Annotated in this window: 20 protein-coding genes; 9 read left to right on the forward strand and 11 right to left on the reverse strand. The window is 55.8% G+C overall.

Annotated elements, in window-relative coordinates; translation table 11 throughout:
* Nucleotides 1-434: 434 nt before the first annotated feature.
* A complete protein-coding gene (locus QZ862_RS01105; protein ID WP_296096922.1) occupies nt 435-2,375 on the forward strand; it encodes a M23 family metallopeptidase in 1,941 nt (646 codons plus the stop codon).
* Between the two features lie 43 nt (nt 2,376-2,418).
* Here the strand turns inward: QZ862_RS01105 and QZ862_RS01110 are convergent, their stop codons facing one another.
* From QZ862_RS01110 to QZ862_RS01130, 5 genes are all read right to left on the reverse strand, one after another.
* The gene (locus QZ862_RS01110) at nt 2,419-3,459 is read right to left on the reverse strand and encodes a sulfate/molybdate ABC transporter ATP-binding protein (protein WP_296096923.1); all 1,041 of its coding nucleotides are present in this window, start codon (nt 3,457-3,459) and stop codon (nt 2,419-2,421) included.
* Nucleotides 3,456-4,349: a sulfate ABC transporter permease subunit CysW gene (gene cysW / locus QZ862_RS01115; protein WP_296096926.1), complete on the reverse strand. Its 894-nt coding sequence runs from the start codon at nt 4,347-4,349 to the stop codon at nt 3,456-3,458. Before cysW ends, QZ862_RS01110 begins: the two co-directional genes overlap by 4 nt.
* Nucleotides 4,350-4,352: 3 nt before the next feature.
* Nucleotides 4,353-5,174 (reverse strand): sulfate ABC transporter permease subunit CysT, encoded by an 822-nt coding sequence (cysT, locus tag QZ862_RS01120; protein ID WP_296017779.1) that lies wholly within the window; start codon nt 5,172-5,174, stop codon nt 4,353-4,355.
* A 118-nt stretch (nt 5,175-5,292) separates the two neighbouring features.
* Nucleotides 5,293-6,279 carry a thiosulfate ABC transporter substrate-binding protein CysP gene (gene cysP / locus QZ862_RS01125; RefSeq protein WP_296083542.1) on the reverse strand — a complete coding sequence of 329 codons (987 nt, stop codon included), beginning with the start codon at nt 6,277-6,279 and terminating at the stop codon, nt 5,293-5,295.
* 142 nt (nt 6,280-6,421) lie between these two features.
* A complete protein-coding gene (locus tag QZ862_RS01130; protein WP_296096929.1) occupies nt 6,422-7,492 on the reverse strand; it encodes an enoyl-CoA hydratase/isomerase family protein in 1,071 nt (356 codons plus the stop codon).
* A gap of 276 nt (nt 7,493-7,768) precedes the next feature.
* Between QZ862_RS01130 and QZ862_RS01135 the strand changes: the two genes are divergently transcribed.
* Nucleotides 7,769-8,011: a DUF2934 domain-containing protein gene (locus tag QZ862_RS01135; RefSeq protein ID WP_296096932.1), complete on the forward strand. Its 243-nt coding sequence runs from the start codon at nt 7,769-7,771 to the stop codon at nt 8,009-8,011.
* A gap of 75 nt (nt 8,012-8,086) precedes the next feature.
* Here QZ862_RS01135 and QZ862_RS01140 read toward each other — a convergent pair whose 3' ends face one another.
* The gene (locus QZ862_RS01140) at nt 8,087-9,325 is read right to left on the reverse strand and encodes a saccharopine dehydrogenase family protein (RefSeq protein ID WP_296096935.1); all 1,239 of its coding nucleotides are present in this window, start codon (nt 9,323-9,325) and stop codon (nt 8,087-8,089) included.
* A 77-nt stretch (nt 9,326-9,402) separates the two neighbouring features.
* Complete coding sequence (gene nspC / locus QZ862_RS01145; protein WP_296096937.1) at nt 9,403-10,500, reverse strand: carboxynorspermidine decarboxylase; 1,098 nt, start codon at nt 10,498-10,500, stop codon at nt 9,403-9,405.
* A gap of 198 nt (nt 10,501-10,698) precedes the next feature.
* Between nspC and QZ862_RS01150 the strand changes: the two genes are divergently transcribed.
* The 3 genes from QZ862_RS01150 to galE all read left to right on the forward strand — a co-directional run bounded on the left by QZ862_RS01150 (nt 10,699) and on the right by galE (nt 12,593).
* Nucleotides 10,699-11,040 (forward strand): DUF883 domain-containing protein, encoded by a 342-nt coding sequence (locus QZ862_RS01150; RefSeq protein ID WP_296017792.1) that lies wholly within the window; start codon nt 10,699-10,701, stop codon nt 11,038-11,040.
* 9 nt (nt 11,041-11,049) lie between these two features.
* Nucleotides 11,050-11,466 carry a hypothetical protein gene (locus tag QZ862_RS01155; RefSeq protein ID WP_296017796.1) on the forward strand — a complete coding sequence of 139 codons (417 nt, stop codon included), beginning with the start codon at nt 11,050-11,052 and terminating at the stop codon, nt 11,464-11,466.
* A gap of 143 nt (nt 11,467-11,609) precedes the next feature.
* Nucleotides 11,610-12,593: a UDP-glucose 4-epimerase GalE gene (gene galE / locus QZ862_RS01160; RefSeq protein ID WP_296096942.1), complete on the forward strand. Its 984-nt coding sequence runs from the start codon at nt 11,610-11,612 to the stop codon at nt 12,591-12,593.
* Nucleotides 12,594-12,779: 186 nt separating this feature from the next.
* On the opposite strand, the gene QZ862_RS01165 is transcribed toward galE, so the two are convergent.
* Nucleotides 12,780-13,343 (reverse strand): PRC-barrel domain-containing protein, encoded by a 564-nt coding sequence (locus tag QZ862_RS01165; RefSeq protein WP_296017802.1) that lies wholly within the window; start codon nt 13,341-13,343, stop codon nt 12,780-12,782.
* A 321-nt stretch (nt 13,344-13,664) separates the two neighbouring features.
* Between QZ862_RS01165 and QZ862_RS01170 the strand changes: the two genes are divergently transcribed.
* The gene (locus QZ862_RS01170; RefSeq protein ID WP_296017804.1) at nt 13,665-15,257 is read left to right on the forward strand and encodes a sensor histidine kinase; all 1,593 of its coding nucleotides are present in this window, start codon (nt 13,665-13,667) and stop codon (nt 15,255-15,257) included.
* A gap of 391 nt (nt 15,258-15,648) precedes the next feature.
* Here QZ862_RS01170 and QZ862_RS01175 read toward each other — a convergent pair whose 3' ends face one another.
* On the reverse strand, nt 15,649-16,641 hold the full coding sequence (locus QZ862_RS01175; protein ID WP_296096944.1) for a sensor histidine kinase: 993 nt from the start codon (nt 16,639-16,641) through the stop codon (nt 15,649-15,651).
* Nucleotides 16,642-16,755: 114 nt separating this feature from the next.
* Nucleotides 16,756-17,550: a response regulator gene (locus tag QZ862_RS01180; protein ID WP_296096947.1), complete on the reverse strand. Its 795-nt coding sequence runs from the start codon at nt 17,548-17,550 to the stop codon at nt 16,756-16,758.
* Nucleotides 17,551-17,687: 137 nt separating this feature from the next.
* Between QZ862_RS01180 and QZ862_RS01185 the strand changes: the two genes are divergently transcribed.
* Together QZ862_RS01185 and QZ862_RS01190 are read left to right on the forward strand one after the other, a co-directional pair.
* The gene (locus tag QZ862_RS01185; RefSeq protein WP_296017809.1) at nt 17,688-17,888 is read left to right on the forward strand and encodes a NepR family anti-sigma factor; all 201 of its coding nucleotides are present in this window, start codon (nt 17,688-17,690) and stop codon (nt 17,886-17,888) included.
* Nucleotides 17,885-18,454: a sigma-70 family RNA polymerase sigma factor gene (locus QZ862_RS01190; protein ID WP_296017811.1), complete on the forward strand. Its 570-nt coding sequence runs from the start codon at nt 17,885-17,887 to the stop codon at nt 18,452-18,454. The genes QZ862_RS01185 and QZ862_RS01190 overlap by 4 nt, the downstream gene beginning before the upstream one ends.
* A 40-nt stretch (nt 18,455-18,494) precedes the next feature.
* Here QZ862_RS01190 and QZ862_RS01195 read toward each other — a convergent pair whose 3' ends face one another.
* Nucleotides 18,495-18,956 (reverse strand): Lrp/AsnC ligand binding domain-containing protein, encoded by a 462-nt coding sequence (locus QZ862_RS01195; protein WP_296035800.1) that lies wholly within the window; start codon nt 18,954-18,956, stop codon nt 18,495-18,497.
* A gap of 171 nt (nt 18,957-19,127) precedes the next feature.
* Here QZ862_RS01195 and putA point away from each other — a divergent pair, with 171 nt between their 5' ends.
* On the forward strand, nt 19,128-22,808 hold the full coding sequence (putA, locus tag QZ862_RS01200) for a trifunctional transcriptional regulator/proline dehydrogenase/L-glutamate gamma-semialdehyde dehydrogenase (RefSeq protein ID WP_296096949.1): 3,681 nt from the start codon (nt 19,128-19,130) through the stop codon (nt 22,806-22,808).
* Nucleotides 22,809-22,832: the final 24 nt, after the last annotated feature.

Below are 22,832 nucleotides of genomic sequence, written 5' to 3' on the forward strand. Positions count from 1 at the left end.
CTCATCTTTTCCGATTTTCTCTAGAACAAAGGACTTCGTCGCCAGCAGCGCCGCCGCCCTCGTCAGTGAGCGGACTTATAAGAGAACACCCCCAAACAAGTCAACAGACGTTTTTCAACAATTTCCAATTTCCTCGTAACATATTGGTTTTAAACGATAGTTTTGTAGAACCTGTCAGACAGGTATCAGAAACATATCAATGACGTGACGTTTCCCGCGATATTCCACCAAAAACAGTGAGAAGTCCGGCTGGCATCCCTTACGCCACGTTTTTGCCGCGAGTTGCTCCTATCTGCAGTTCTTAACGAAGAGTTACATCGGATTGGGGAAGGCGCAGCCTGCGGCCGCGCATATGTTTGACTCCTCTGTCCGAAAGTTGCACATCTTCGTCACATGACTTCTGGAGATCAAATGCAGAAACGGTCGCGACAGGTATGACGGCGGATCGAGAACTGATCCGCACGCTCGGGACCGAACCGCCTATTCTGGCGGAAGGCCGGCGAGCACCCGACCGGCGCGAGATCTCCATCCGCTGGCTGAGCGGTACGTTCCTGACGGGCATTACCTCTTCCATATTGATGGGCGTTGCTCTTTTTGCAGCCCTAGACGGACGGCAGCAGCTTGCCATTCCAGCCGAAGCCTTTGCACGCGGCGATATGGAACACTCTCTGTCAGAAACGGTGCGCCGTGGCACCCGGCTTGTCGCTCCAAATATTGCGGCGCGTCCTTCCGATCGTTCCGTCATGGAAGTCTCCACCGTTATCCATGATGGTGACAAGGAAGTGGTGCGCAAAGTTCCATTTGCCCACGTGAAGATTTCACTCGCGGCCAACTACAATACGCAGGACGACTATCCTGCATTCGATCCGCTCAACATCTTTGCGACAGAGGACGAACCGGAGGCAGCGGGCGCGAGCAGGACCGGCACGATCTACGGCTCCGAAGTGGAGTCCGAAGTCAGTTTGAAGTCCATTCAGTTCCCGACCAAAAACAGCCCATACGCTTATGCTGGCGCTATGAGCTTCGATGAGGTGGAAGAGGCCGTCCGCTCCAACGGCTCTATCCTGACCGACGGTAATGAACAGCTGGCCGCTCTCTACTATATCGATCCGCGCCGTTTCGAAGCCGATGAGGATGTGGATATCACTGCCGGTCTCTCAGCCCGTGTCGTTGAGCAGAACATGTCCGTTTCCACCCCGCAGGCGCCAACGGTCAAACTGCCTGAATATGCCGATGACGTTATTCCTGTACGGCAAAATCAGACGATGGAAGCTGCTCTTTTCGGTGCTGGCTACTCTAAAGAGCAGGCGAAGCAGACCGCTTCTGTTCTGGCATCTGCCAATGGAACAGCCGATCTCGAGGCCGGAGACGTCCTGCGCATAGGCATTTTGCAAGATGACGAGAAAAGCGACATCGTTCGTGCCAGCCTTTATCGCAAGAACCGCCATGTCGTGACGGTGGCTGCCAACGACAGAAAGACATTCGTCCAGGCGAGCGAGCCGCCCAAGCTTGATGCCGTCGCGACTGCCTTTGATAGCGGCAACGCACCGATGACCGCAAATCGCGACCTGCCCCGGGTCTATGATGGTGTCTATCGCGCCGCGTTGGCCTACGGCATGAATCAGACCATGGTGTCGCAGCTGATCAAACTCCTGGCCAGCAGCGTCGATTTCCAAGCGCAGTTGAAGCCGACGGACTCTCTTGAGGCCTTCTTCTCGGTTGAAGGTCCAGACGGCAAGGCTACCGCACAGTCTGAATTGCTTTACGTCAATGCAAAGTTCGGCGACAACCAGACGCGCTTCTATCGCTTTCAAAATCCAGAGGATGGCAGCGTCGATTACTTTGACGGCGAAGGCAAAAGTATCCGTCAGTTTCTGTTGCGTAACCCTGTTCCGAACGGACGCATGACCTCCGGTTTCGGCATGCGCCGCCACCCCGTTTTGCGCTTCAGCCGCATGCATACCGGAACGGACTGGGCAGCACCGCGAGGCACACCGATCATTGCAACGGGCAACGGCGTCGTGGAGAAGGCTGGATGGGCTTCGGGCTACGGTAATCAGACCCTGATCCGCCATGCCAATGGCTACGTATCCTCCTACAATCACCAAAGCGCTATTGCGAAGGGCGTTGCAGAAGGTGCGCGTGTTACCCAGGGCCAGGTGATCGGTTACGTCGGTTCGACGGGTCTTTCCACCGGCGCGCACCTTCATTACGAGCTGATCGTAAACGGAACGAAGGTCGACGCGATGAAAGTGCGCCTTCCAGGCGGAAAGTCATTGTCCGGCCAGGCTCTGGCGCGATTCTCAGACGAGCGCCGTCGCATCGACACGCTGTTGAATATCGACGGCAAGGGCGAACAGGTCGCCAGCAGATAAGAAGATCGATAATCAAGACTGCTTATATAGAACCAGCGCTTGCTCAGCGTGAAGCGCGCTCGCTTGCGGGAAAAATCTTGGCGCGCCGAATGACAACGTGACCTTGATCTCCGGCCTCAACCGAGGATTCCGGCGGCACGTCGAACTCCAGAAGATCGCCCTGTCGCGTGGTGGCAATGACACGGCGCTCGCCTGCCCTGTCCAGAACACGCATTACCTGCGCGGGGATGCCGTCGTGCAAATCTTCCCACTCAAGATCAGCGGGACGGGCGTAAATCTCAACTGCGCCATCAGACTGCCCATAGGCAAACTGAACCTCGGTGTTCCCAACATAAACCTTACCGTTCTTCGCCACGCCCGAAACCTTGTTCGTATCACCGAGAAAGGTCATGACGAAGGCGGTATTTGGCTGGCGGCAGACCTCTTTCGGCGTACCTTGCTGTACGATTTCACCATGGTTGAGAATGACCACGCGATCCGCGAGATCGAGCGCTTCCTCCTGATCGTGAGTGACGAAAATAGTTGTGATGCCGAGTTCATCATGGATTTCGCGAAGCCACCGACGAAGATCGCGACGGACATTGGCATCGAGCGCACCGAAAGGCTCATCGAGGAGCAGTACTTTGGGATCGACTGAAAGCGCGCGTGCCAAGGCAACCCGTTGCCTTTGACCACCGGAAATCTGCGCGGGGAACCTGTCACCTAGCCCCTCGAGCCTGACCAGCCGGAGCAATTCCAGTACACGCGCCTCGATTTCAGCGCGGCTGCGTTTGACCTTGGAAACCTTCATTCCGAAAGCGATGTTCTCATTCAGCGTCATATGCGGGAAAAGTGCATAATGCTGGAAAACAAAACCAACACCGCGATCGCGGACCGGAATGTCGGTTGCATCCGTATCGCCGAAATAGATCTGCCCGCCATCGCTATATTCCAGCCCCGCAACCATGCGCAGGATGGTCGTTTTGCCGGAGCCCGAGGGGCCAAGAAGCGCCAGAAGTTCTCCGCTTTCAATATTAAGCGAAACATCGCGCACAGCGCGAAACGTGTCGAAGGTTTTGACGACATTTTGCAGGCGGATCTTCATGAATTCGTCTCCGTGGCGGCTGCACTGGCAACACTCACCTTTTTTCGGCCGCGACCTGCGCCACGCCGCTCCAATGCGACTTTGGCGATGATAGTGACAACGGCGAGCGCCGCCAGAATAGAGGCCGAGGCAAAGGCGCCGGCGGCCTGATAGTCATGATAGAGAAGCTCGATATGCAAAGGCAGCGTATTTGTCTGTCCGCGAATATTGCCGGACACGATGGAAACCGCGCCAAACTCTCCCATCACACGAGCATTGCACAGCACCACGCCGTAGAGGAGCGCCCATTTGATGTTGGGCAGCGTGACGGAAAAGAAAGTGCGCCAGCCGGATGCGCCAAGCGAGGTCGCGGCCTCCTCCAGATCGCGCCCCTGCGCCTGCATCAGCGGAATGAGTTCGCGTGCGACAAAAGGAGCGGTGACGAACATCGATGCAATGACGATGCCCGGTAAAGCAAAGAGAATTTTGATTTCGTAGGCGTCCAGCAACGGACCGAAAAGCCCCTGCAAGCCATAAACAAAAAGATAGGCGACACCGGCCACGATCGGCGAAATGGAGAATGGGATCTCCACGACGACCAGCAGAAAGCGCTTGCCCCAGAAGTCGAACTTGGTAATCGACCAGGCGGCGGCAACTCCGAACAGCGTATTGACCGGCACTGCGATGAGCGCGGTGATCACCGTCAGCATAATTGCGTGTCGCGTGTCGGGATGATTGATGGTCGCGCCATAGGCTTTCAGCCCCTGCGAGAAAGCTTCAAAAGCGATCACGAGCAACGGAGCGACGACGAGAAAAGCACCCGTTATCAGGACAAAGCCAATCAGACTGCGGCGCACCCAGGGAGTGTCGCCCACGCGTGGCGGCTTACGACGGGAGGCGATAGTGCTCATTTTCTAGCTCCTCACCGTATAGCGAAGTGCGCGCGACTGAAGATAATTGGTGAGCGCCAGCATGATGAAGGCGGTGATCAGGAGAACGGATGCGATAGCCGCTGCCGCCTGATAATCATATTCCTCCAGTCGGATGAAAATCAGCAGCGAAGTAATTTCGGTAGAAAACGGCTGATTGCCGGCAATGAAGATGATGGCGCCGAATTCGCCCAGGCTGCGGGCAAAGGAGAGCGACAGTCCGGCTAGAAGCGCAGGCGTCAAAAGTGGCAAGATGATCTTGCGGAAAATCGCCAGGTCGGACCCGCCTAGCGACTGGGCGGCCTCCTCCAGCGCAGGGTCAAGATCTTCAAGCACGGGCTGAACCGTGCGAACGATGAAGGGAAGACTGGTAAAGGCCATGGCGACGATGATGCCGAGCGGCGTATAGGCGACCTTCACTCCTATTTGCGCAAGTGCAGAGCCAAACCATCCGTTTCCGGCAAACAGCGCTGTCAGCGCAATCCCCGCAACGGCCGTCGGCAATGCGAAGGGCAGATCGACTATGGCATCGACCAGACGCCAGCCTGGAAAACGATAGCGCGTCAGCACCCATGCGAGAGCGAGGCCGAAGATGACGTTGAAGATCGTCGCGGCGAGTGCGCAAAGCACAGTGACGCGATAGCTCGCAACGGCGCGAGGAGACGATATGATGCTCCAGTACTCCGCCGGTCCGAGGCTCGCCGCCTTGAAGACCAGTGCTGCCAGAGGAAGAACGACGATGATTCCAACATAAAGCAGCGTGACGCCAAGAGACAATTTTAGCCCCGGCAAAACATTGCGTTTCAAATCTTCCCCCTTTGCATCTGCGAAGGTCGTATTTCTCGGCGAAACATTAAGATGCTCAAGATCAAAAACGACCCGGCGAGTGTCCCGCCGGGTCGATATCAATCGTGCCTTAGAACGGTTAGCGATTGCCGTAAAGCGTATCGAGTTTGCCGCCGGACCCGAAGTGCTCTTTCTGGATCTTGTCCCAGCCGCCAAAAACATCGTTCACATTAACAAGGCGAATGCTTGGAAACTGATCTTTGAACTCACCCGCCACCTTTTCATCATGAACGCGATGACCGAACTCGGCAGCAATTCTCTGACCTTCCTCGCTATACAGAAAATCGAGATAGTTTTTCGCCAGTTCGCGCGATCCACGCTTATCGACCACCTTGTCAACGATGGCGACCGGGAATTCGGATAAGAGACTGACAGACGGAACAACACCTTCAAACTTGTCAGTGCCATACTGCTTGGCGATGCCGCGCGTTTCGGCTTCGAACGTAATCAGCACGTCGCCGATTTCGCGCTCGACGAAGGTCGTCGTTGCGGCCCGGCCTCCGGTGTCGAAGACCGGCACGTTGGCAAAAATCTTCTTGATGAACTCGTCAACCTTTGCCTGATCGCCATTGAACTTCTCATTGGCGAAGGCAACGGCTGCCAGATAGGTGTAGCGAGCGTTACCGGAGGTCTTCGGGTTCGGGAAAACGATTTTCACGTCATCACGCACCAGATCGTCCCAATCCTTGATATTCTTCGGATTGCCCTTGCGCACCAAAAACGATGGGAAAGAGTAGAAGGGTGACGCGTCGTTCGGGAAATCCTTCTTCCAATCGGCGGAAACGAAGCCCTGCTTCACCAGGAAGTCGATGTCCGTCACCTGATTGAAGGTTACGACGTCCGCCGCGAGTCCCTCGACGATCGCTCGCGCCTGCTTGGAGGTGCCTGCATGGGATTGATCGATTGTCACGCCAGGATGGATCTTGATGAAAGCGGTATTTTCAGCCGCGAACAGCTCACGCGCCACATCGTAGGACGCGTTAAGAAGTGTCTTCGGCTCTTCGGCGTAGACGTTGGTAGAAATCAGCGCAACAAGTGCGGCACCGATAAGCGCAATCCGGTTCATGTAAGCCCCCGTTTATGTCGTAAGGGCGGAAGATAGAGAAGGGCGGGCAGATCGGCGAGAAACGACGAACTGCGACCTACACCATCCGGAGAATGTTCAACTCATCAAAGCTTCATTTTGATGTAAATTTTTCAGCCTCGCGTCAAAGCCAATGCGAAGGGAAAAGTAGCGGTTGACCTGTGGGCACCAGATAGCGATCAACATCGATATTGGATATCGCTTCAAGCGAAGCCGGGCTCCATTTCGGACAGCGATCCTTATCGACCAGCACCGACCTCACTCCCTCGTAGAAGTCATGTCCACGCAGGACGTGGCATCCAGCGACAAATTCCCGCTCAAGACATTCGATCAACCCAGCGCTATCGCGTCCCAGCCTTAGCAATTTCAGTGTCAGCTTCAGGCTGGTAGGAGATCGTGTCTTCATCACCGCCATGGTTTCCTCGCCAAAACGATCGTTCATCGTCTCTAGGCTGGCAACGATGTCTTCGATCGTACCACGCGAAAAGGCAGCGTCCATAACCGAACGCTTGTCCGGGAGAATACCTCTTACCGGTTTGGTAGCAAATCGCAGGATTGCCGCCTCCAGATCGCTTTCGTCGCACACGGCAGTGAGTGCCTTCGTCAATTCGGGCAACCGTTGCGAACCGACATGGTAGTCCGCAAGACCGGCATAGATTGCATCCGCAGCACCAATCTCACTTCCCGTCAGACCCAGCCATATTCCCGTTTCCCCAGGCGCTTTTGGCAATAGCCATGTGGCGCCGACATCTGGAAAATAACCGATGGCGGTCTCCGGCATCGCAAGGCGGGTGCGTTCGGTCACGATGCGGTGGCTTCCATGGGCGGAAATACCGACACCCCCGCCCATCACGATCCCATCCATGAAAGCGACGAAGGGTTTGGGATATTGGGAGATCAGATAATTCATCGGAAATTCGTCACGCCAAAACCGGGTGCGATCCGTCTCCGACGCATGACGGGCATCGTAGATCTGCCTGACATCACCGCCGGCACAAAGCCCGCGCTCCCCTTCGCCCGAAAGAATGACGCATTTGACCGCATCGTTTTCGGCGAATGCTGTCAGGGCGTTAGTTATGGCGCGGACCATGCCTCCCGTCAGGCTGTTGAGTGCCTTGGGTCTGTTGAGTCTGATGAACCCGGCGCGCCCATCCACATGAGTAAGCACATTGGTGTCGCCAGAATTATTTTCCAAAGGTCACCTCCCAAACGGTTTTTCGAGAGTTTGGACGTAACCAATCTATCACGCAACATTTGGCGAAGGGAGGTGAACAGGGCATCTTGGCGTGCTTCGAGCTAAATTAGATAAGTCGAACATATGTTTTATTGCGTCGCAGCAAATTGACTTGACCGGTTGCCGAATCGTGGCATCTACTACCGTCATAAAAGACCGCGGCTTATCCTGTCCAGCATTGCCGCCGGACCGTGCAGACTGCCCTTATGGGTGAAGGCGTTATTCCAGGAGATAGACATGCAGGTTTCAGAACAAGAGTGGATCAGCAAGCGGGCCTACACACTTTGGGAAAGCGAGGGCCGTCCCAATGGACGGGACGCCGAGCATTGGGACCAGGCAACAAAAGAGTTTACGCTGCTGCAGAACACCAAGGCAACCAAGCCGGCGCATCGTAAAAAAGGTGAGATCAAAGTTTCGTCTTTGGCCGAGGAAAATGCCAAGACTAAAATGCGCACGAAAAAAAAAGCAGCGGCCAAGTAACCGCTCCAGGAGCCAACCCCGCATAAAAAAAGTCCCGCGCGAAGCGGGACTTTGTCGTTTAGATCGCGAGAAAGCTCAGAAGGTCAGAGCGCGATCGCCGTTCTCGTCCTTGATACGGCTTGGAAGACCGATCTTGTTGAGGATATTTAGGAATGGCTGCGGTGGCAGCTCCTCGACATTTGCCATCTGTTTCACATCCCACTCGCCAGACGCGATCAGCATCGCGGCCGCAACGGGGGGAACGCCTGCCGTATAGGAAATACCCTGTGAGCCGACTTCCTCGTAAGCGTCCTTATGATCGGCCACGTTATAGATAAAGACTTCCCGCTCTTTGCCGTCCTTCGTTCCCTTGACGATATCTCCGATGCAGGTCTTGCCGACATAATCTGGAGCCAGTGAAGACGGATCGGGCAGCACGGCCTTGACGACCTTCAGCGGCACTACTTCCAAACCTTCGGCAGTCTTGACCGGCTTTTCGGAGAGAAGGCCGAGGTTTTTCAAGACGGTGAAGACGTTGATGTAATGGTCGCCAAAGCCCATCCAGAAACGAACGTCCGCGCCGTCCATGTTCTTGGAGAGCGAATGCACTTCATCGTGACCGGTCATGTAAGCTTTTTGCTTACCGACAACGGGCAGATCGAATTCATGGCCGACTTCAAACATCTGGTTTGTCTGCCACTGGCCATTCTGCCAGGAGTAAACGACGCCGGTGAATTCGCGGAAATTGATTTCCGGATCGAAGTTGGTGGAGAACCAACGACCGTGGCTTCCGGCATTGATATCGACAATATCGACCGACGTCACTTTGTCGAAATACTCATCCTTGGCCAGGCGCGCATAGGCGTTGACGACGCCTGGATCGAAGCCCACGCCCAGAATGGCAGTGACGCCCTTTTTCTTGCATTCCGCGGCGCGCTTCCATTCGTAGTTTCCGTACCACGGTGGCGTCTCGCAGATCTTTGTCGGATCCTCGTGGATCGCGGTATCCATATAGGCAACGCCTGTATCCATGCAGGCCTGAAGAACGGACATGTTGACGAATGCCGAACCGACGTTGATGACGATCTGGACACCGGTCTTTTCTATCAAGGCCTTCGTGGCCTCAATATCCATCGCGTCCAGCGCATGGGCTTCAAGTTTTACCTCGGTCTTGAGGCTCTTCTTTTCACGTACGGATTCGACAATCTTGCGGCACTTATCGACAGTGCGTGACGCAATATGAATGTCTCCCAATACATCGCTATTCTGGGCGCACTTATGCGCCACGACCTGTGCTACGCCACCGGCGCCGATGATGAGAACGTTCTTCTTCATTTCAGGTGATGCCTCCTTTTCCCCGCAGGGATGGCTTGTTGAGTAACGGTGCTACATGCGCCTCTCAGAGCGCGCTGTTACGACAGACTTTGCTGATAGTCGACAAAGTCGAATTCGCGGACGGTGCGAATGCTGCCGTCCAGTCCCTTGATGGCGATCGCCGGCATCTTTACGCCGTTGAACCAGTTCTTCTTGACCATGGTGTATCCCGCCGCATCCTGAAAGGAGACGCGATCACCGACCTTGAGTTCGTTTGCAAACTTGAACTCGCCGAAGACATCGCCTGCGAGGCAGGATTTGCCGCATACCATATAGGAATGCTCGCCCTCGTTGGGCGCAACCTTCGCGTTTTCGCGATAGATCAGGAGATCCAGCATATGGGCTTCGATAGAGCTGTCGACAATAGCCAGGTTCTTGCCATTGTAGAGCGTATCCAGAACCGACACTTCCAGCGTCGTGCTCTTGGTGATCGAGGCTTCGCCCGGTTCAAGATAGACTTGCACGTCGTATTTTTCGGAGAACTGCTTCAGGCGTTCACAGAACTGGTCGAGTGGGTAGTTCTCGCCGGTGAAGTGAATGCCGCCACCAAGGCTGACCCATTCTGCGCGCGACAAAAGTGAACCGAACTTCTCCTCGATCTGGCCAAGCATCTTATCGAAAAGACCGAAATCGTTGTTTTCACAGTTGTTGTGGATCATGAAGCCGGAGATGCGGTCCATGACCTTCTCGACCTTAGCTACATCCCATTCGCCCAAACGGCTAAACGGGCGCGCGGGGTCTGCCAGATCGAAGGTGGAAGAACTCACTTGCGGATTGAGGCGCAGACCACGAACGATACCGGACGCCTTGTCGGCAAAGCGTTCCAGTTGCCCTATGGAATTGAAGATGATCTTGTCGGCGTGAGAGACGACCTCGTCGATCTCGTAATCGGCGTAGGCGACCGAATAAGCGTGGGTCTCGCCGCCGAATTTCTCATGTCCCAGACGCACTTCGTAAAGCGATGATGACGTCGTGCCGTCCATGTACTGCGCCATGAAATCGAAGACCGACCATGTCGCGAAACACTTGAGTGCAAGAAGCGCCTTGGCGCCGGATTTTTCGCGCACATAGGCGATCTTCTCCATGTTGCGAAGAAGCTTGGTCTTGTCGATCAGGTAGTAAGGTGTCTGCAGCATCGGCCAGTCGCATCGTCCAATTGATAGAGATCATGAGATCATTTTTCCGGCCTTATATGATGCTTGTGACAGGAAAACAAACCTGTCGGTAACAATTGCGAAGATTCACAGAACGGATTTCGCAGACAGCGGGAACAAAAGTCCAAGCGCCACGTTTGGAAGTCAGGCGAAATTTGACACTTCAGAAAAGGATTGAACATGGCAAGCGTTCGCAACGTTGAAGACAAGGTACGCGAAACCCTCAACAGCGCTGAGGCTGAGGACGTCTCTGCACAGCTCTCCCAGCTGCGCGATGACCTGTCCAACCTCGCAAGAAGCGTCAAGGCACTTGGCGTCGGCGTTTCCCATGAGGTCAAGGCGCAGGCATCGCGCGTTGCAGACGACGCCATGGCGAAGTCCGAGCAGACGGTTCACGCGGTTAGAGACGAAATCCAGACCCTCAATGACAATCTAGTCTACCAGGTTCAGCGGAACCCCCTCCAGTCTCTCGGCATCGCCGTTGCGACCGGCTTCCTTCTCGCACTCGTCACGCGTAAATAAGGCGCAGACATGCTTCAAGCATTTTTGCTCTATCTAGGCGATACACAGCGTGAAGGCACCTTCGTGACGCGGCGCATCAAAAGCGCAATCGTGCTTAGGGTTCTTGCCGCCTTCTTTTTTCTGATCGCGGTTATCGCTGGCGGTATCGGCGGATCGATCTATCTCGCGAAGGAAATCGGAGCAGGACCAGCGGCACTTGTTATCGCGGGGATTGCCTTTCTTCTAGGGGTGATCATGCTTGTTGCGCTGGCAGTATCGCGCAGACCTCGTGCCTACCGCACACCCGTGGCGTCACCGCTTGTTGCCGCTCCTCTCGCAGTGGAAGCAGTGGCGGCCGGCGCGTTGGGCAAGCGCCCCTACACTGCTCTTTTGATCGCGATGGCGCTTGGCTTCATCACTACGCGGGTTACTGTCCGCAAAAAGTGAAGATTTCGACGCTTCATCTAAACCGAGCACATGGCACTTGAAGGTGGCATGTGCTTCTTGCATTTATTTCTAGGCTACCCCCTGCCCTTCTGTCGACAAAATGATAGGCAGTTTCCAACCGTCGTTTTACGGAAGGATCTTGGATGCGCCAGAAAGTTCTTGTTGTCGGTGGGGCTGGTTATATCGGGTCCCACACCTGCCTTCTCCTTGCGGAAAGGGGTTATGAACCCGTTGTCTTCGATAATCTTTCCAACGGTCATGAAGAGTTCGTCCGCTGGGGGCCTTTCGAACAGGGCGATATTCGCGACCGAGTACGACTGGATGAGGTCTTCGCCAGGCATAAGCCCGTGGCCGTTCTTCATTTTGCCGCTCTGATAGAGGTCGGAGAATCCGTCAAGAATCCCGTGGCATTCTACGACAACAACGTGGTGGGCGCTCTTACACTTTTGTCCGCCACGATGGAGGCTGGAGTAAAGGCCTTCGTCTTTTCATCGACCTGCGCAACCTATGGACTGCCAGAACGCGTGCCACTTGATGAAAGCCACCGTCAAGCACCGATCAATCCATACGGCAGGACGAAGTGGATCGTAGAACAGGCGTTGAAAGATTTCAGCACCTACAACGAGTTGAAGTCGGTCATGCTTCGCTATTTCAATGCGGCGGGCGCGGATTTCGAAGGGCGTATCGGTGAGTGGCACAAGCCGGAAACTCATGCGATACCTTTGGCCATTGAGGCGGCACTTGGCCGTCGACAAGGCTTTAAGGTGTTCGGCACAGATTACGACACGCGCGACGGCACTTGTGTACGCGACTACATACATATCCTGGATCTTGCCGATGCCCATGTCCGTGCCGTGGATTACTTGCTGGCAGGCGGTGACACCGTGGAGCTCAATCTCGGCACCGGTACTGGAACGACAGTGAAGGAGTTGCTGAATGCGATCTCCGAAGTGTCGGGCCGACCTTTCCCAGTCGATTTTGCTGACAGGCGGGAAGGCGATTCCACTACGCTCGTTGCCAATAACGACAAGGCTAGGGACGTACTCGGCTGGGAGCCGAAGTATTCGCTCAAAGATATTATTTCTTCCGCGTGGCGCTGGCATTCTACGCACAACGCCGAACTGTAAGTTTCAGGCATTCCCGGCGATTGCGCAATCACCGGGAATGCCCTGCATCTTTATGTCTCAATATCTTCTTGGCGCGTCATCAGTTCCGCTTCAGCGGGAAGTGCCTTAAACGTAAAAACACCGGCCGTTAGGCCGGTGTTCCGAGATGAAGCGTCATGCTCCAACTCTCTCCTCTCCCGTAAAGGATCAGGGTTTGGTCGCGCCTGTCTGCGTGGTATCTGTAGCAGCCGGTGTAGCGGTGCTCGCGTTAGCGTTCTTGTCCTTCAAGGTCATGAACTCCGGCGCAGACTTCAGCGATTCCGCAGTCTCCGTGGTCGTCAGACGAACGGTGCCATTGTTGGTGTCGCGAGTGACAGTAATCTTGTCCATTGGCACCGCGACGTCTTTCGCGCCGATTCCAAGGAAGCCGCCGACGCCAACTACAGCTGCGACGATGCCGCCGTTTTCTTCCAGGATGAGGTTGGTGACGTTACCAATGCTCTCGTCTGCGGAGGTATAGACGGAGTTGCCAATGTAATCATTTGCGCTGATCTGATTGGCAGCCTGTTCGGTCAGATAGGAGCCGGATGCAGCGCCTGAGTCAGCTGTCGTCGCGCCAGGGGTTGCTGGCATGGCAGGTGTTGCATTCGGGCTCGCAGGAGCTGTCGTACCGGCTGCTGGCGGATTTGCGTCTTGGGCGATGGCTAGCGGTGCGAACGCTGTAGAACCCATAAGGGCGGCCGTCGCGATCAGGGTCAGAGTCTTCTTCATATCGTACCTTCCTTTCATCGTCTCTAAAACCGGTTGGTGACAGTCTATCTGTCTGTTTGGTCAACCTGTTCGTCTGGCAAACGGCAGGACAGCGAAGATTGTTCCGAGATTTCTGCCCGATCAACAAAGGGTGAAAATCAAAAAATATGCGGCAGATAGCGGCACACAGGATCGCAAACAGCATTGTGTGCCAAAAATAGAGGCGTATTATCGGCAAAATTTCAGCAAGCATGCACTTCTAGGGGCGTTACGATTTCAAGGTTCAGAGCATTCCTTGCCAGACTGTCTCCCACTGCATCGATAGGCACCTACATCGTCATCATGACGACGCTGGTGACACTTCCGCTGATCGTGTTTGCTGGCTACCTCATGCTGCGCCTGGAGGCGGATGAGCGTGAGGATTTGCAGCGCGAGGCTGTCGATGACGCCCGTGCCATCAGCCGCAACGTTGAGCGGCGTCTGCAGGAAATGAGCACGACACTTAATCTTCTGGCGCAATTTCCAGAATTGGAAAATGGCGATCTCGCCAGCTTCCACCAACGCGTCAGCGAGAGCCTACGAAAGAGAGAAATCTACGTCGTCGTTGCGACACGCGATGGGATGGAGAAGGTCAATACCCGCCTGCCCTATGGGCAACCACTCGGCAAAGTTCCTGAAGCAGCCGGTGTCCAAGCCGCAATCGATGCCAAGCGCGTGACGCTTTCCAACATCTTTTATGCAGAGAACAGAAAGGAATGGGTCTTTACCGTTACGCTTCCCTTGCCTCGGCAACTTTCCGCCGCTGGCGATGTGTTGATGGTCACCCAATCGGCACGGGATCTGTCGAACCTCATTTCTACGGATGCGATACCTAACGGATGGTCTGCCGCCGTTCTGGACAATGATGGGCGGGTCGTGATCTCCAGCAATTTGCAGAAAACCGGGTCCGGCGCAGCCTACGAACCGGCAGAGTTGACCTCAAACATAGCGGCTTTCAGCGGAAGTTTCACAGACGCGCACAACAACATTTATGCCTATGCACAGCTTCCCGGCTGGCCATGGAAAGCCATCGTGTCGGGAGCGATCGACCGAAGTGATTCTGCCTTGCGCAGCACATGGCGACAAATGTTGATCGGCAGCTTGGCAATCGTTTTGGTTGCGGTACTTGGCACCTATCTCGTCGGCAGGCAACTGCGTAGATCGGTCGATCAACTCGTGACGGTTGCCGAACGGATAGGCGCCGGGGAGATCGTATCTCGCGTAGAAACCAACGTCGTGGAACTCAACCAGGTTGGAATCGCGCTTTCGAATGCCTCCTTCGATCGCAGTCAAGCCGAGGATCGCAACCAGCTCATTCTACATGAACTGGTTCACCGGTCGAAAAACATGCTGACCCTCGTTCAAGCGATGATGCGCCAACTGGCGCGGGAAAACACGACGGTTGCGGAACTGCAGAAGGAAGTCGATCACAGGCTTCGCGGCCTGGCCATGTCCATTTCTGCCCTTGCCGAGGTCCAGTGGGAAGGCTTGCCAATCCATCGGCTGATTAAGGGCCATCTCGACGTTTTCGGCAAGACGGCCCAACAGGTTGAGCTTTCTGGCGAGGACTTCCTTCTTTCTCCGGAGGCCGCACAAAATCTAGGCCTGGTCTTTCATGAGCTCAGCACCAACTCCATAAAATATGGTGCGCTCTCGGTGCCGGAAGGTCGGGTTCGTCTACAATGGTCTAAAGACCCATCCGACGATGCTAAGGTCAGAATGGAATGGATCGAAACCGGTGGACCAGCAGCAAGTCCGCCTTCGAGACGTGGATTCGGCACAACCATCATACAACGCCACGCGGAAAGCGCATTTTCTGGCATCGTGTCAGTTGATTATGCACCAAGCGGCTTTAGCTGGACGATGACGGCGCCTGTCAAACGCCTGTTCAAATGAAGCGCGGCAGGGTCGAAAATCGGCCTTAAAAAAAAGTGGAACAAAGAACCGTCAGCAACGTTTTTCAACCGAGCCAAGCCATTCCCCCGTCCCCGCCTAGAGGCTTGGCATCGCAGGTTTTGCCCCTGAAAACCTGCACCTGAATAGCACGGCTCTTCCCCTAGAGCCGTGCTTTTCTTTTCTAGCGCCAGCAACGAAACTTCACCGTTTTACCGCGATCTCATCCTCTGTCGGAACGTTGAGATTCTCTGGACGTCTTCAACGACTAGATTTTTCAATCGCAATCATACTCAGTTGAAATGGCATCCTTCGAATTCGACCAGCGCTCGAGGGTGTCGGGCCTCGGAGACGCTGCTCGAAGCAGAACCTGTCCACCTGGAAGTTAGACGCTTTACGAAGCCGCAGGCGCAGGAAACCGTAGGAGGTATCCAACTTCGTCCACCGACACGTTATAGTGCGCTTCCCCTGCAAGTGCTGCAGGCACGACTTTTTCGAGAACGACACTACCGAAATTGCTTCGACGATCGGCTTCCTCGGAGACTGGAATATCCGTCCGAGTTAGCGGTTCGCTCCAACGCACCTCGAATACATCATCATCACGCCGGCATTCCAGCGTGATGGGCAGATGAAGCGCGAGATTGGGGCTGTGGCTTACGGTGTTGACGACGAGTTCGTGAAACGCAAGGCCGACATAAAGTGCGCCATTGGGGTTCAGTAGAAGATTCTCGCCCTTGACCTGAACAAGGTGAGGATATTCTGGAAGATAGAGATCCGACTGTTGCTTCAGCAAATCAAAAATTTCCGCGCCTCGCCAATCCGAATCGGTAATCAGATCTTGAGACTGGGCAAGTGCGTGCAGCCGTCCTCTAAATTTCCTTAGGAAATCTTCTTTGGTGAAGCTGAAACGCGCAGTCTGGGCGGATAGGCTTTGAATGATCGCCAGCAGATTTTTGGATCGGTGGCTGACTTCACGCAGGAGAGACCGCAGTAACTGTTCCCGACGACGCTCGACGGTCACTTCACGGATCGTGGTCTTCAATACCCGCTGACCCGCCATATTGACGGTGGAATACACATGAAACTGGAAGATCCTGTCTTTTCCAGCCATGACTTCGAGCGTGCCGCGGGTACCCGCCGCATTCAGATCTTTCTTCAACTCCGACAAGCGCTGCGCCAGTTCCTTGCCGAAAATATTGCTGTCGGTCGGACCTTCGTCATTCTCGTTCGGAAGGTTCCAGACATCCGGCAGGTTGGCGATAAAGATATAGTCGCGATCACGGTCCTGCAGCATCACAGTCTCGCCGGAGTCGAGCAAAGCCAACACCAGCGAATCGTGCAATTCACCTTCGTTCCGGTCTCTATTGTGCCACGCGAGCCGATGCAATTTGATCTCCTAGCGGGAAACGACGTCGAGCGCATACGCGCTCACGCCGACCATTCGTGCGTCAAACGCCCGGCGAACACAAGAGTTGCGGGCTATGACCACTTTCAGCATGGATTACGCGGCAACACGTGAACTTTCGTTGAAGAATAGGGCCTGACTGATCAACGCTTTGACCATATCCGGATTGAATGGCTTGGTCACGAGGAAGGTTGGTTCTGGACGCTCTCCCGTCAGCAGACGCTCAGGGAAAGCGGTGATGAAGATCACCGGCAGCGTCGTCATTTGAAGAATGTCGTTCATGGCGTCGAGACCGGAGCTGCCATCGGCCAATTGAATATCGGCAAGGATCATCTTGGGGTGGGTGCGATGGAAAAGCTCAAGTGCTTCCTTGTGGGTACGGGCAATACCGGTAACGTTGTGGCCAAGATCTGTGACCATCTGCTCGATATCCATCGCGATCAGCGGTTCGTCCTCGATGATCATGATATCGGTCGCGACCTGGCGCGCGATCTCCGAGGCGGCCTCGTCGATGAGCTTGCCAATTTCGCTTTCCGGAACCTGAAGGACTTCGGCTGCTTCGGCCGGAGAGAACTCTTCAACCGTGGTCAACAGGAAGGCTTTTCTTGGCATGGCAGGAACTGCTGAAAGATTGGCAGAAGCCCGCTTCTCCCATCCGGTCAGATTTTCGTCCGTTTTGATGTTGATCGCCACGGAACTAAAGATGGATACGAACAATTGATAAAGTGAAACGCGATCGCTGCTCGTCTTCGGGAAGATGCTGACATCAGCGATCAGAGCCTCGAGGCTAGCCGCCACGTAGGCATCGCCCGTGGACTGAGAGCCGCAAACAGCACGCGCGAACCTGCGAAGATAAGGCAGATGCGGTGCGATGCGTGTAGAAACGGACATGTAATACTCCCCTGTTCATGCGGCCTGCAGCGCAAACCTGAGAAACAAATGCATGACTGCAAAAAAAGTTCCATGCCCTTGGAACGTTTTTTTTGCAGGCGCATTTGTAATGCATCACATAAGGAATACCCGAACTCATGAGTATGTTTCAATCGGATCAGGATTCGTCTGATAACGGAGCGGGGCCAACCGTGCCCGATTCCGGACGAGCGGTCATTACACGGAAACTGAGAGAGCTTTACGACGCCGTTCAAGAAGAAGGCATCCCGGACAAGTTTCTCGATCTCCTGGAAAAGCTTGACGAGGCTGAGCGCAAATCGAAAGCGTCGGGTGAATGATGACCAAAGACGCGGAAACGAACGGCCACAACTTCAAGCGCGAGATGCTGGCGGCTTTGCCAAACCTTCGCGCCTTTGCAATTTCTTTGATACGTTCGCGCGATCGCGCTGACGATCTCGTCCAGGACACGATCATGAAGGCCTGGGCAAAGCAGGAAAGCTATCAGCCCGGAACCAACATGCGCGCCTGGCTCGTCACGATCCTACGCAACGAGTTTTACAGCCAGATCCGCAAGTCCGGTCGAGAAGTGCAAGACACCGATGGCGCCTACACTTCGCGCCTCTCCGTGCCGCCCGAACAGCACGGATCGGTCGATCTGCATGATTTTCGCCAGGCACTCGAGAAACTGCCAGATGACCAGCGTGAAGCCATTCTCCTGATCGGAGCCTCCGGCTTTGCCTACGAGGAAGCTGCGGAGATTTGCGGTTGCCCTGTCGGAACAATCAAAAGCCGTGTCAGCCGTGCGCGTATGCGTCTTCAGGAACTGCTTGGGATCGAAAGCGAAAACGAGTTTGGCCCAGACGCTCAGACGACAGCGGTCACCGCTGCTGTATCCATGCGTTAATCGGCGTTTGAATCATGGGTGCCGCTCCTGGCGGCATCCACTACATGCCCGTATCCTTGACCGATTCCATCACCACGAATGTCGAGGTGTTGGCGACACAGGGCAGGCTTGAGATCTTCTCGCCCAGAACCCTCCGGTACTTGCGGATATCGGTCGTTCGAACCTTGAGCAGATAGTCGAACGCACCGGCAATCATGTGACACTCCTCGACTTCCTTTATTTTGCGCACGGCCGCATTGAACTCGTCCAATGCCTTCTCTCGCGTATCCGAGAGCTTGACCTCCGTGAACGCGATGTGGTCGAGTCCCAGCTTTGCCGGGTTGAGCGACGCTCGGAACCCCAAAATATAGCCTTCATCAACGAGACGCTTCAGCCTTGTTTGACAGGGCGTTTTCGAAAGCCCCACGCGACGCGACAATTCCAGAACGGACAGTCGACCTTCCTCGCTCAATGCCTCGATGATCTTCACATCGAAGTGATCCAAATCACCTGTTTCTGGCATTCTAACCATTCATTTTTCCCGAATTAATGAAAAACATAAGATCATATTTCCTTTCTTATCTCGAAAATAAGACCATATCAATTTTGTCGCCGGTGATATTCTGCGGGCAGGCATAGAGAAGGCTTGAAGGCAGCCACATCTCTTTTACGAGTCCAATCGAGGGACAATCAGATGGCAGGAACTGCATCTACCGTTTCACTGAGCGAAGCATCGCCACGCGGGATTTTTGACCGGTTTGCACCGGGGATCCGCGAGCATAATGCGCTGAGGCAAGCAATCACGGCTGCCTACCGCCGTCCCGAACCGGAATGCATGGCACCGCTGCTGGAGGCGGCGACGGTCAGCGACAGAGACGCGGAAACAATTCGCGCAACGGCTCGTAGACTGATTGAAGCGTTGCGGGCAAAAGCGAAGGGCACCGGTGTAGAAGGTTTGGTGCAGGAATATTCACTGTCGAGCCAGGAAGGCGTGGCGCTGATGTGTCTTGCGGAGGCGCTTTTGCGTATTCCCGACACCGCAACGCGCGATGCGCTGATCCGCGACAAGATCGCAACTGGTGACTGGAAATCACATCTGGGCGGCGGGCGCTCCCTCTTCGTCAATGCTGCGACCTGGGGTCTGGTCATCACCGGCAAGCTCACGTCGACCGTCAACGACAAGGGTTTGTCCGCCGCGCTGACGAAGCTCATCTCCCGCGCCGGCGAGCCTGTGATCCGTCGCGGCGTCGACATGGCAATGCGCATGATGGGCGAGCAATTCGTCACAGGCCAGACCATCGAGGAAGCCATCAGCCGCTCGCGGCCGCTTGAAGCCAAGGGCTTCCAGTACTCTTACGATATGCTGGGAGAAGCCGCGACGACCGCAAAGGATGCGGAACGCTACTACCGCGACTACGAGCAGGCGATCCACGCCATCGGCAAGGCATCGGCAGGCCGGGGCGTCTATGGCGGACCGGGGATTTCCATCAAGCTTTCTGCCCTCCACCCGCGCTATTCCCGCTCTCAAGGCGAGCGGGTGATGGCGGAACTTCTACCACGCGTGAAGGCCCTGATGCTGCTGGCAAAGCGCTATGATATTGGTCTGAATATCGATGCCGAAGAGGCCGATCGCCTTGAAATTTCGCTCGATCTGCTGGAATCCCTTGCACTCGATGCCGATCTTGGAAGCTGGGCGGGCCTCGGCTTCGTCGTGCAGGCCTATGGCCGCCGTTGCCCCTTCGTCCTCGACTACATCATCGATCTTGCTCGCCGCGCCAATCGCCGCATCATGGTGCGATTGGTCAAGGGCGCCTATTGGGATGCCGAGATCAAGCGGGCGCAGCTCGATGGCCTGGAAGACTTTCCGGTCTTTACCCGCAAAGTCCACACGGATGTCTCCTACATAGCTTGCGCGAGAAAACTGCTGGCTGCGCGTGACGTCATCTTCCCGCAATTTGCCACCCACAATGCGCAATCGATGGCCACGATCTACCATCTGGCGGGTGCTGACTTCAAAATCGGTGACTACGAGTTCCAGTGCCTGCATGGCATGGGCGAACCACTTTACAGCGAAGTCGTCGGCAAGCAGAATCTCGACCGTCCGTGCCGCTTCTACGCGCCGGTCGGCACGCATGAGACACTGCTGGCTTACCTCGTTCGCCGCCTGCTGGAGAATGGTGCGAACTCCTCCTTCGTCAACCGCATCGCCGACCCGAACGTGCCTGTCGATTCGCTCCTGGAAGATCCGGTTACCGTCGTCAAGGCGATGCCGGTTCCAGGCGCACAGCATGACAAGATCGCCAAGCCTGAAGCGCTTTATGGCGCGCGCATCAATTCCAGCGGCCTGGATCTTGCCAATGAGAATACGCTCCGCGAACTCGGTGAGGCGTTTTCAAGCAGCGTCACGATGGAGTGGAAGGCTGCCGCTCTCGACGCCTCGGGAAATACGCGCCCAGTCACCAATCCCGGCGACCACGACGACATTGTGGGCTACGTGATCGAGCCAACCCAAGAGGATGTTTCAAAGGCCCTGGCGGTTGCGGCAGCTTCTTCCTGGCCGCAGTCCAGCATCGAGACCCGTGCTTATTGCCTGGAAAAAGCGGCTGACCTCATGCAGGCACGAATGCCAATATTGCTTGGGCTCATCATGCGCGAGGCGGGGAAATCGGCGCCCAATGCCATTGCGGAAGTGCGCGAAGCCATTGACTTCCTGCGCTATTACGCGGCGGAAGCGCGCCACACATTCGGGCTCCTGCAACAGCCGCTCGGACCGATCGTCTGCATCAGCCCCTGGAACTTCCCGCTGGCGATCTTCATCGGCCAGGTCGCGGCGGCGCTCGTTGCCGGCAACCCGGTTCTGGCAAAACCCGCGGAAGAGACCCCGCTGATCGCGGCTGAAGGCGTTCGGCTTCTGCATGAAGCCGGCGTTCCTGCCGATGCCGTGCAGCTCCTGCCGGGTGCAGGCCAGACGGGCGCACAGCTGGTCGCAGCCCCGCAGACGGCTGGCGTCATGTTCACCGGCTCGACCGAAGTGGCTCGTCTGATCCAGAAGCAGCTTGCCGAGCGCGTCTCAAGCGAAGGCCGTACCATTCCGCTCATTGCCGAAACCGGCGGCCAGAACGCCATGATCGTCGATTCCTCGGCGCTTGCCGAACAGGTAGTGGCTGACGTCATCGCCTCGGCCTTCGACAGTGCCGGTCAGCGCTGTTCGGCGCTTCGCGTTCTATGCCTTCAGGACGATGTAGCGGATCGGACGCTGACGATGCTGAAAGGGGCGCTGCATGAGTTGCGCATTGGCAGAACCGACCAGCTCTCGGTCGATGTCGGTCCGGTGATCAGCGCCGAAGCCAAGGACAATATCGAGAAGCACATCGAATCCATGCGCAGCCTCGGCAACACGATCGAGCAAATTTCGCTCGTCGGTGACAACAGCAATGGCACTTTCGTGCCGCCGACCATCATCGAGTTGAAGTCGCTTGCCGATCTGAAGCGCGAAGTTTTCGGCCCGGTCTTGCACGTCATCCGCTTCAAGCGTGAAAAGCTTGATCAGCTGATCGACGATATCAACGCGACTGGCTATGGCCTCACCTTCGGCCTGCATACGCGTCTTGATGCCACCATTGCGCATGTTTTGTCACGGGTGAAGGCAGGCAACCTGTACGTTAACCGCAATATCATCGGCGCAGTCGTCGGTGTTCAACCTTTCGGCGGCCGCGGTCTGTCCGGCACCGGCCCCAAGGCAGGGGGCCCGCTTTACCTCGGTAGGCTCACACGTGCGGCCCCGGCGGTGGAACGCGCTACCCAGCACAAGGACCAGGCTGTCCTCGATCTGGCACAGTGGTTGGATACCAAGAACGAAACGCAGGCCGCGGAAGTCGCAAGGACATCTGCCCAATCGTCCGCACTCGGCTTCGAGACGGAGCTTGCTGGCCCAGTTGGCGAGCGTAACGTGTATGCGCTACATCCACGCGGCAAGGTTCTGCTCGCACCTGTTTCGACGCACGGTTTATATCGACAACTTGCGGCAGCACTTGCGACTGGCAACACCATCGTCGTCGATAAGGATAGCGGTCTGGAAGAGGCGCTGGCGGGCGCACCGGTCTCGGTCAGGAACCGGCTGTCCTGGAGCGCCGATTGGCAGAGGACAGGTCCCTTCGCAGGCGCCCTTGTCGAAGGGGATTCGGATCGAATTCGCGCCGTAAACAGCCGGATTGCCACGCTGGAAGGTCCGCTTGTACTGGTTCAGGCGGCATCAATGGATGAGGTGCAGGGCGTGAGCCAGCCCTACAATCTCAACTGGTTGCTGGAAGAAGTCTCCATCAGCGTCAACACCACGGCGGCGGGCGGCAATGCCAGCCTGATGTCAATCGGCTGAACGATAAAAGGCTGGCGGGACTTC

It is taken from the genome of uncultured Agrobacterium sp. (assembly GCA_913777615.1).
GTDB lineage: Bacteria > Pseudomonadota > Alphaproteobacteria > Rhizobiales > Rhizobiaceae > Agrobacterium.